Below are 3797 nucleotides of genomic sequence, written 5' to 3' on the forward strand. Positions count from 1 at the left end.
CCGCGCCTTCAAGCACCTCACCGACGAGGCGCACCGCATTAGGTAAGGCGGTATTGGTCAACGACTTGAAGAGGGGTACCGCGGCGATGAACAGCGCCAGCGGCGGCTCGATCAAGCCGACCGCCACGGCAACGGCGAGGCCACCGAAATACCCCACCGACCTGGGCACGTCCACCTCTACCGTGCCGACCTGAACCTCCAGAACATTGCCGGGCGCTCCGAACCGAACCTGGACCACCTTGTCGGAAGCCATCACATCCTCCATCCACTACCGTTCCGCGCCTGGCGTCACCGTTCTCGGCCGGATCCGCTGGATGCCCCGCTTGTGTACCCGCATCGAGCACGGTCAACTCAGCGCCTCTGTATAGCCGCTGTTGATGCACTGATTTGTGGAGCCGGCGGCCCGCGGACATCAGGAGCCCATTTTCATACTGTGGTCTTGCTTCGCGGCGTTTCGTTCGGGCCTCTGCGACAAGTGGCGCCGACTTGAGGTTCCTCACGAGCATGTAAACGCCTTGCGAAGGTTTACGCGATTACAGTCCCTGGGCAGGATGCGCGCCTGACCTGCCGCGGGTGTTATCCGAAACGCCATCACGGGATGAGCTGCGAACGACGTTTCAGGAATTGCTCAATCTCGCCCTTACTCGTGGCCGCGTCACGGGCTGTTGCGGTCTGGGGCCGGGGACTCGCGCGGCCATTGATGTCGTCGCCTATGACCATCCCGACGCGGAAGCTGAGTGCATTGCGGCGGCGTATGACGCTTTTGAACGCGAACACGGCGACGGCTGATTGACCACGGTCTCACTATTCGGCCCCGCCACCCGGAGGTGAAGTGGCGGGGCCGAGGCTAATACGCCGCCTCGCATCTTGAGCTGCGGCCGTGCCCGGCAGGTGAACGCAGTGCGAATATCTGCATATGGTCGACGCCGGCGAATGTGCAGCAGTCGAGCAGTTGGTTGACTGCGGAGCGGGTGAGCCTGCCCCGCGAGGGCGCTCCCAAGCTACATCTGCGGCTCGTACCGATCGGATTTCGCCGCCGCTTCTTGGCCGTTGCCGAACGACGGATCCCGACCGTAGCCGGCCGCCGCCCATAGGTGCCGTCGCCGTCGTGGGCCACTTCGCCGAAATGCGTTGTGCTAATCAGCTTCTGAGGCTGGGAAGGAAACCACCCGCCGACATGGGCGCGTGGGTCACTGCGGGGCGCCGGTCTGGGGATTGAGCATCATTGTCGGTTGGGCGGCTGCCCCGAAGTCGAACATGGCGTCGAGGGTGCCTGCGCGCTCGTCGAAGGAGTCGTCTCCGATGCGGCCGGTCCTCCAGTTGTCCTCGATGAACCGCAGGATCGAGGTCTGGTCGGTTTGGGTGTGGTCGACGAAGTTCGCTTTGGCGTACGGGGAGATCACCAGCAGCGGCAGCCGCGGCCCGTATCCGCACCGGCCCTGATATTTCGCGGGTTGGGCCTGCGTGTCGCCGCAGATGCCGGGCCCGTTGAGCGCATCCTGCGGCGAAGCCGAGGTGGACACGATCGGCGACATCTTGTGGTCGTACCAGCCGTCGGAGTCGTCGTAGGAGATTACCACCGCGGTGTCTTTCCACTCGGGTAGCCGCTGCAGATGGTTGATCGCGTCGACGAGGAACTGCTGTTCGTCGAGCGGATCGGAGTACTGGGCGTGCCCGTCCTGAAAGCCCGGGGCTTTGAGGTAGCTGACCGCGGGCAGGTGACCGGTGTCGGCGGCGACCCAGAAGTCGGCCAGGTCGTATTGGTGGTTGGCCGGGTCGGTTTGACCGATCATCGCGGCCGAGCTCGGCGGCAAATGGTGCGGATTGGCCGTCGAGGCGTAGTACTGAAACGGTTCATGGTGCGGGATGTAGTCAGCTTTGACGTCGAACGCCAGCGCGCCCGTCTTGCCGGTGCCGCCCAGCGCGGCACCCACATTGTGGCTGGCCCCGCACACCGCGGTGCCGTCCGGCTTGGACTCGGTCGGTTTGAATCCGCCCTCGAAGAACCCCCAGGTGATGCCCTTGGCGTTGAGCAGGTCGCCGATGTTCTTGTTGTCGGCGCTGATCTGCACCTGATCCCGGTTGGAGCAGTCATCGCCGAACGGTTGCGCGTCGCCGATCACCGTGCCCTGCCCGTTGCCGGCGTTCTCGATCACATCGCCGATGGGAAACTTGCCGTTCGGCATGAATTCCTTTGTCACACCGTGGATCTGGCCCGAAATCAGGTTCACCGCGCCTGGTGTCGATGGGCCGAATGTGGTGTTGTAGGAGTTGTCGCTCATCGCGAAGTGCTGCGCATAATTCCACAGCGCCGTCACCGAATTGCCGTCGTAATAGTCCATCACCATGCCGGGCGCGGTGAACACCGGCGGCTTGCAGGTGGCGGTTTCGGTGTGTTCGACGAACTGGTCCATCGCGCCGCCATGAAAGGCTTCCTGCTCGGCGGTGTACTCGTGATCCTGATCGCACACCACCTGCTGGCCGGGCCCGCCCAGCCGCATCGGCTGCGCCCTGTTCGGATTGTGCGTCAACAACTCCGGAGTCAGCCCGTCCACCTGCGGTGTCCCCGGCCGGGCGGTGAACCGCTGACCATCGACGTTCGCGGCGTTCGGGTAGGTCCCGAAGTAGTGGTCGAACGACACATTCTCCTGGAAGACAACCACCAGGTGATGGATCGGCGTGGCGGTGCCCTGCTGGGGAGCCGGGCCTGAGGGCTTGGGCGACGCCGAACACGACACCATCGTGAGCCCAAGCATCGCGGCCAGGGCGACGGCACAACAGCGGCGGACACCTCGACGATAGGCCCACAACAACGGCATTCGAGTTCCTTATCGTCGGCGCCCGTGGCCCCCCACCCAAGTCGCAGTCGGCCTACCGAGCATCACCAGACCTCATCTGCACTGTCAACAAATACGACACCAACCCTGGATAAACCCCCGATGCCATTAGGGTGGGCGCCCCACCCGAGCGGGTCCGGGGTGAGCACCGCGCCGACATCCCCCGGGCATCGACACCTGGGTCTGTCGACGAGGGTTGAAATCTAGGCCAGTCGCGACGGCCCGGACTAGATTTCGACCGTCGTCAACATGCCCGGCCAAGTCGGCGAGCGCGCGCCGCTCGACCAGCAGCGGCACGAAATCTCGTATCGGACTGTGCTCGAATCGTGCGCATGCGTTCTGTATGGCAGGGGAAATCCGATCTGGCGGTAGCTGCGCATACTTGCTGGTGAGTCGCCGCTGAACCTCGATGATCAACAGTTGTTCGCTGATCTCGGCCATGCCGACAGCTTGCTGCTTTCAAGGTCAACCGTCAACCGGTGGCTCACCTGTTGGCAGCCTGCGCGGTGAGCAGGCGCACATTAAGGATGGTGAGAGGATCCGACGATGGCCGAAAACACCGGGGCGGCACAGGCGCGGGAACTGCTGGGGGCGTTGTACGAGCATGTCGCCGAGATCTCACAGAAAATCGACAAGTCAGAGTGCCGTGGCCGTCGTGTCTCGATTCGCGGTGCCACTCACGATCGCCGCCTGCTGAGCGAGCTGCGCCGAGAATTGCATGAGGCGCACCGACTGATCGACGGACTACATCGCCGGTTCCCAGAAACGCTCCATGCCTCAACCCGTGAGCATGGACGGCCAGTGTCATCGGCTGGCAATATCCACTAACATCAGCACGGCCGCGCAATCGATGAAATCAGATGTGCCGAGATGCCCGTTCGTGCATTCGGTCCGCTATCAGGCTGATGGTGGATCGATCCTGCTCGCCAGCCACGATGACCGCGGGTCGACGAAGGAGAT

5 protein-coding genes are annotated in these 3797 nt (G+C 63.5%); 2 read left to right on the forward strand and 3 right to left on the reverse strand.

All coding sequences use genetic code 11. From position 1 onward, the window contains the following. Positions 1-253 (reverse strand): hypothetical protein (locus tag QOI01_RS27595; protein WP_526386341.1); only part of this gene is annotated, 253 nt, incomplete at its 3' end. A 320-nt stretch (positions 254-573) separates the two neighbouring features. Between QOI01_RS27595 and QOI01_RS27600 the strand changes: the two genes are divergently transcribed. Beyond that, positions 574-789, forward strand: coding sequence for a hypothetical protein (locus QOI01_RS27600; RefSeq protein ID WP_526386342.1), 216 nt, complete (start codon positions 574-576; stop codon positions 787-789). Between the two features lie 401 nt (positions 790-1190). Here QOI01_RS27600 and QOI01_RS27605 read toward each other — a convergent pair whose 3' ends face one another. Together QOI01_RS27605 and QOI01_RS27610 are read right to left on the reverse strand one after the other, a co-directional pair. Beyond that, complete coding sequence (locus QOI01_RS27605) at positions 1191-2819, reverse strand: phospholipase C (RefSeq protein WP_526386343.1); 1629 nt, start codon at positions 2817-2819, stop codon at positions 1191-1193. 126 nt (positions 2820-2945) lie between these two features. After that, positions 2946-3278, reverse strand: coding sequence for a three-helix bundle dimerization domain-containing protein (locus QOI01_RS27610; protein WP_526386344.1), 333 nt, complete (start codon positions 3276-3278; stop codon positions 2946-2948). A gap of 105 nt (positions 3279-3383) precedes the next feature. Here QOI01_RS27610 and QOI01_RS27615 point away from each other — a divergent pair, with 105 nt between their 5' ends. Continuing rightward, positions 3384-3665: a hypothetical protein gene (locus QOI01_RS27615; protein WP_526386345.1), complete on the forward strand. Its 282-nt coding sequence runs from the start codon at positions 3384-3386 to the stop codon at positions 3663-3665. Positions 3666-3797 lie beyond the last annotated feature (132 nt).

The sequence above is a fragment of the Mycobacterium sp. genome (assembly GCF_032162605.1).
GTDB lineage: Bacteria > Actinomycetota > Actinomycetes > Mycobacteriales > Mycobacteriaceae > Mycobacterium.

What these genes read in the sequence shown, in the direction of transcription:
- QOI01_RS27605 (WP_526386343.1), bottom strand. Translation starts at nt 2,819, where the DNA reads ATGCCGTTGTTGTGGGCCTATCGTCGAGGTGTCCGCCGCTGTTGTGCC.
- QOI01_RS27610 (WP_526386344.1), bottom strand. Translation starts at nt 3,278, where the DNA reads ATGGCCGAGATCAGCGAACAACTGTTGATCATCGAGGTTCAGCGGCGA.
- QOI01_RS27615 (WP_526386345.1), top strand. Translation starts at nt 3,384, where the DNA reads ATGGCCGAAAACACCGGGGCGGCACAGGCGCGGGAACTGCTGGGGGCG.